Annotated in this window: 4 protein-coding genes; all 4 read right to left on the bottom strand. The window is 59.5% G+C overall.

Annotated features, from left to right (window positions below; translation table 11 throughout):
- Positions 1-101: 101 nt before the first annotated feature.
- The 4 genes from F8J34_RS02715 to F8J34_RS02700 are packed head-to-tail and all read right to left on the bottom strand — an operon-like array spanning position 102 to position 4,813.
- On the bottom strand, positions 102-2,147 hold the full coding sequence (locus F8J34_RS02715; RefSeq protein ID WP_297056290.1) for a hypothetical protein: 2,046 nt from the start codon (positions 2,145-2,147) through the stop codon (positions 102-104).
- Positions 2,125-2,421 carry a ferredoxin family protein gene (locus F8J34_RS02710; protein ID WP_297056288.1) on the bottom strand — a complete coding sequence of 99 codons (297 nt, stop codon included), beginning with the start codon at positions 2,419-2,421 and terminating at the stop codon, positions 2,125-2,127. Before F8J34_RS02710 ends, F8J34_RS02715 begins: the two co-directional genes overlap by 23 nt.
- 60 nt (positions 2,422-2,481) lie before the next feature.
- Entirely contained in the window at positions 2,482-3,819 is a 1,338-nt protein-coding gene (locus tag F8J34_RS02705) for an FAD-dependent oxidoreductase (protein ID WP_297056286.1), read from the bottom strand.
- A complete protein-coding gene (locus tag F8J34_RS02700) occupies positions 3,812-4,813 on the bottom strand; it encodes an electron transfer flavoprotein subunit alpha/FixB family protein (protein ID WP_297056284.1) in 1,002 nt (333 codons plus the stop codon). The genes F8J34_RS02705 and F8J34_RS02700 overlap by 8 nt, the downstream gene beginning before the upstream one ends.
- Positions 4,814-4,872 lie beyond the last annotated feature (59 nt).

Below are 4,872 nucleotides of genomic sequence, written 5' to 3'. Positions count from 1 at the left end.
GATCGATGAGTAAAGCCAGACCCACTCCCTGGAATTTGGGATGCGGTCCGAAGCGGATCTCTTCCTTTCGGTAAAAATAGGCCATCTTCCCCTCCTCGCGTTCAGAATTTTACCTCATAGACCACCATGAAGGGAAAATCGTCCATCACCAGACGAAAATATCGGGAATCGTACTGTCTCAGAATATACATCTGGTTGAATAGACTCCGAAAGGTGGGATCATCCACCAGGAAAAATACCCGTCCGTAAGAGGAAGAAACGATTTCCAGAATCAGCCCCTCCGGGCCCCAGAGCCGCTGGTTTACTCCCCGGGCCTCGCGATAGACTATCCCCCGCAGGGGAAATTCCCGATGCCCCAGAAAAACCCTCCGGGTAATGGGGTCGATCCGCACCCCGCGCTGACACACCAGTATCTTCTGCGGCGTCTCCCGACAGGGATTAAGCGGCCAGACAAAACCGTACCTGCCCCGATGTTTGCGAAAATCCCAGCTCCCGAAGTATCCTATCCACCCGTACTTGGGAGGCAGGTCCTGGGTAAAAACCCAATAGACCGGATGATCGGGAGGGCGATAGAGTTCCCCCCGGCTTATGGCCTGAGTAAGGGCCGCCGCGGTGGTACCCTTTTTAAGACGCTCTTTTATCCCCAGGAGCCCCTCGGTGGCGATAAAGGCCGTGATGTTGCGGGCCTCCCGGGGCGAAGAGGTGGTGAAGGAACGGGCCACATAATAGGTCTTGGGGGTAAGTTGGTGCCCTCCATCCACAAAGGTGCCCCGGCGGGAAAGATACTGGAAGGCGTAACCGTAATCCCACCAGCTCCAGATCCAGGCCCGGGGAGGGAGGATCCGGGAGAGCTTTTCCATGTCCCGCACCACAAAGGCATTGGCCTTGGGGGTGGCCACGTAGGCGAAGGTGCTCCTCTGGGAGGCCAGGATCCATATTCCCACCGCCACGATACCCAGAAGACGCAGCAGATGCAGGGTGGATTCCCGAAGCCTCCCTCGGCCCTGCCGGAAGGCCAGATCCATCCAGAACCCCACCCCCACTCCCACAAAGGGGGCCAGATACATGGCGAACCGGTTCCCGGCGCGGAACACCAGAAGCCCGATCAGAAAGTAGGGCCAGAGGAAAAACAGCGCCCGCCTTTCCCTCACCAGGAGGACCACCGCTCCGGCCAGCCCCAGGAGAAAGAGGGGCAGGTTCTGAAGGGTGAGCCGGGCCACCTCGGAGAGGTTCTTGAAATGCTGAAGCTCAGAAATGGATTGCTGAATATTGGGATAATCCCTGAAAATCCCTGTGGCCTCCGGCCGCACCACCGCCACCACATATTCATAGATCTGCTTTCCCAGCGCTACCGGAGACTTCCAGAGATACCACAGATTGGGAACCACCAGAATGGCCAGAGCCACCCAATCTTCCCGTTCCAGGCGGCCCTTCTCCCAGCGCAGAAGCCCGGCAAAAAGAAGGATATTCACCAGGATCAGATGGGGATGGGCATACCACCAGTAATAGAGAAAGGAAAAAAACGAGGCCAGGATCACCCAGAGGCGGGGCCTGGAGGAACGAAAGTACATGCTCAGGCACCAGGCCACCATGAAGGGGAAAAAGAGATTCAGGGAATCGGTATCGAAACGCATGATGCTGGTACGAATGACATAGATGAGGGCCGTGACTCCCACCAACCCTCCCAGGAGCCCGGCCGCGGTATAACCCAGGCTTTCCATATAGAGAAAAAGCGGAAGCACAAAGAGCACCGCCAGAATAGGCGTGAAATAGAGATCCAGCCTTTCCAGAGGAACACCGAACACGCGGGAGAGCTTCTCCGCGGAAAAACTCATCAGGGGAACCGGGAAGGGATAGGTGATGTTGTCGGTGAGATAACTGTCCGGAACCGCCCGGTAAAAATCCGGTTTTCCGGAACGGTAGCGGCCCTCCTGCCAGTCCCGGGCCATGCGGGCAAAGTAGAAGGCGTCGTAAGAGGCGAATATGGGCCGATTACGATCTAGGTACCAGACGTTCTGGCGTTTTTTCCAGATGGCCCGATCATCCAGCCGGACCTGAAGCCCGGCCAGAGCAATGAGCACCAGACAGAGGATCTTGATCCCCCGGAGGGTCCATTCCTTGGCCCTAGCCGAATTTGTAGGCCACACCGAACCCTCCCCGGGGATAGCTCCACTCGATGTTAGCGTAGGGACAGGCCACCCGACACGAGCCGCACTCCACACAGGCCTGATAGCTCACCGTAATCCCTCCGCTACGATCCAGCCGATAAACCCCGGCCGGACAGAAGGAAAGACACGGCCGGGTGGGACAGCGCTGGCAAACCGCCTCGTCCCGGATCCGTAAATGCGCGTAATCCTCGTCCACGTAATACTTCAGGGTAAAGATCTTGTCATCCAGATTAACCCTGGGTAAGGGTTTCATTCCCGACCTCCTTGGGCATCCAGGCAGGCCCGATCCTTCACGGGTCCATCTCCTGTGGATCTACCATCCCTTAAGAAACCGGAAGGTTTTCAGCAGATCCCTAAAGAGTCCGGAGACCCCGCGTCTTCTCTTAAATAGAGTAAAGATCTCCCGGAAAACCTCCTCCTTGGCCCGCCCCTGAGCGGTAAGATAAAGGTGGAGCGCCTGATTCAGGAGCTGGGGATAGGTATCGAAAAAGGCCCGGTTTTCCCGCAGAAACCGCCGGAGACGCCGGAAGTAACGCAGGTCTCGATAGATATAGCTCTCCCGAAAGGCCTCCTCGTAAAGGGCCAGGGTCTCGCGACTGAAGTCTCCCTTTTCATGGGCCCTTACTGCAGCCCTACCGGCCATGATCCCGGAATAAATGGCCAGATTGGTCCCCTCGCGGAAAAGAGGATTTACCAGACCCGCGGCGTCTCCCACCACCATTACCCCGTGGCCACAGAGCCGGGGAAGCCCTTCCAGCCCCCATTCCGGAATGAGATGGGCCCCGTATTCCAGGGTCTCTCCCCCGGAAAGGAGATCCTGCATCACCGGGTGCCTCTTGAGGTTCTCCAGGAGTTCGTAGGGTTTGATCCCCTTTTCCGCAAAATCGGAAAGGAAAAGCCCCACCCCCAGCGAGACCGAGGTGCTGTTGGTATAGAGAAAGGCGCTTCCCGGAAGCCCCAGGCTGGCCTCTCCCAGGACTTCCACCGCCAGTCCGGTGTCCTCGGAGAGGGCAAAGCGCTTTTCCACCTCACCTTTAGGGAGCTGGATGACCTCCTTTACCGAAAGGGCCACCTCCTCGGGGGTGAAATCTCCGGAGATCAGCCCGGCCTTCTGGGTGAGGATCCGGTTTACCCCCTCGGAAAGGATCACCACCGGGGCCCGGACCTCGGCGGGACGATCCGTATCCCAGTCGGCCGGCCGATCGGTAACCACCCCCACCACCCGATCTCCCTCCCGCAGGAGATCTATCACCCGGACCTTGGGTACCAGCAACACCCCGGCGGATCGAGCCTTATCCGCCAGCCACGGATCGAAACGGGCCCGAAAAGCCGTAAAGGCACGGGGAGGTTTTTCCCTTAAGGCCGGCCCGGTATGGGTGATCTTCACCACCCCGTCCTCGGAAAGCACCCACCAGCCCTCCTCGGTTACCGGGCGCTCGAAGGGCAGACGCTTTTCGGAAAAGAGATCCGGAACCAGGCTGAGGATGGACTCGGTATAGACCACCCCTCCGAAGAGGTTTTTGGCCCCGGAGAAACGCCCCCTCTCCAGGAGGATGGTCTTCAGCCCGGCCCGGGCACAGGTAATGGCCGCGGCCAGTCCCGCCGGGCCACCTCCCACCACAATTACCTGATACTGCAAGGCATTATTCATGGCCCTTTTCCCGCTTCACGGCCTCGATCAGGGCCGGAATCACCTGGTAAAGATCCCCCACGATACCCAGGTCGGCGATCCGGAAGATGGGGGCCTCGGGATCGGTGTTGATGGCAATGATGACATCGGAGTTCTGCATGCCCACCCGGTGCTGAATAGCCCCGGAGATTCCGCAGGCCAGATAGACCTTGGGACGGACCGTCTTTCCGGTCTGCCCCACCTGATGTTCATAGGAGATCCAGCCGGCATCCACCACCGCCCGGCTGGCCCCCACTTCGCCTCCCAGTAAACGGGCCAGTTCACGCAGGAGATCGAAACCCTCCGGCCCCCCCAGCCCTCGCCCTCCGGATACGATCACCTCCGCATACTCCAGGTTCACCGTCTTGTCCTTGGGAATAAAGTCCACCCGTTTGACCCGCACCTCGTCCTCGGAAAGCCCCAGTTCCTCCCGCACGATCTCCCCCTGGCGGGAAGGATCCCGCGGAGGAAGCGGAAAGGTGCGCGGACGCACGGTGGACATCTGGGGGCGATGGTCCGGACACAGAATACTGGCCATGATGTTGCCCCCGAAGGCCGGCCGGGTCATGATCAGGTTTTTGCTTTCCGGATCTATCTCCAGGCCGGTAACATCCGCGGTAAGCCCGGTCTCCAGTGAGGTGGCAATGGAACCGGCCAGATCCCGCCCTAGGGTGGTGGCACCCAGGAGGAGGATCTCCGGGTGGTACTTACGACAGAGCTGCACCACGCCGTGGGCATAGGGTTGATTGCGATAATAGGCCAGCACCGGATCGTCTATAAGATAGACCCGCTCGGCCCCGTAGGCGATGGCTTCGCGGGCCACCTCCTCCACCCCGTGACCCAGGACCACCGCCTCGAGCACCCCCTCCAGATCCCGGGCCAGCTCCCCGGCCTTGCCCAGAAGCTCCCAGGATACCGGGTGCGCCTGGCCCTCTTCCTGTTCCACAAAGACCCATACCCGCGGCTTAGCGTTCATGCGGTAAGCACCGCATGAACGCTAAGCCGCGGGTATGGGTCTTTGTGGAACAGGAAGAG

Source organism: Thermosulfurimonas sp. (assembly GCF_015491435.1).
Lineage (GTDB): Bacteria > Desulfobacterota > Thermodesulfobacteria > Thermodesulfobacteriales > Thermodesulfobacteriaceae > Thermosulfurimonas_A.
The sequence above is the reverse complement of the archived record's forward strand: the minus strand, read 5'-3'. Positions and strand labels throughout refer to the sequence as shown.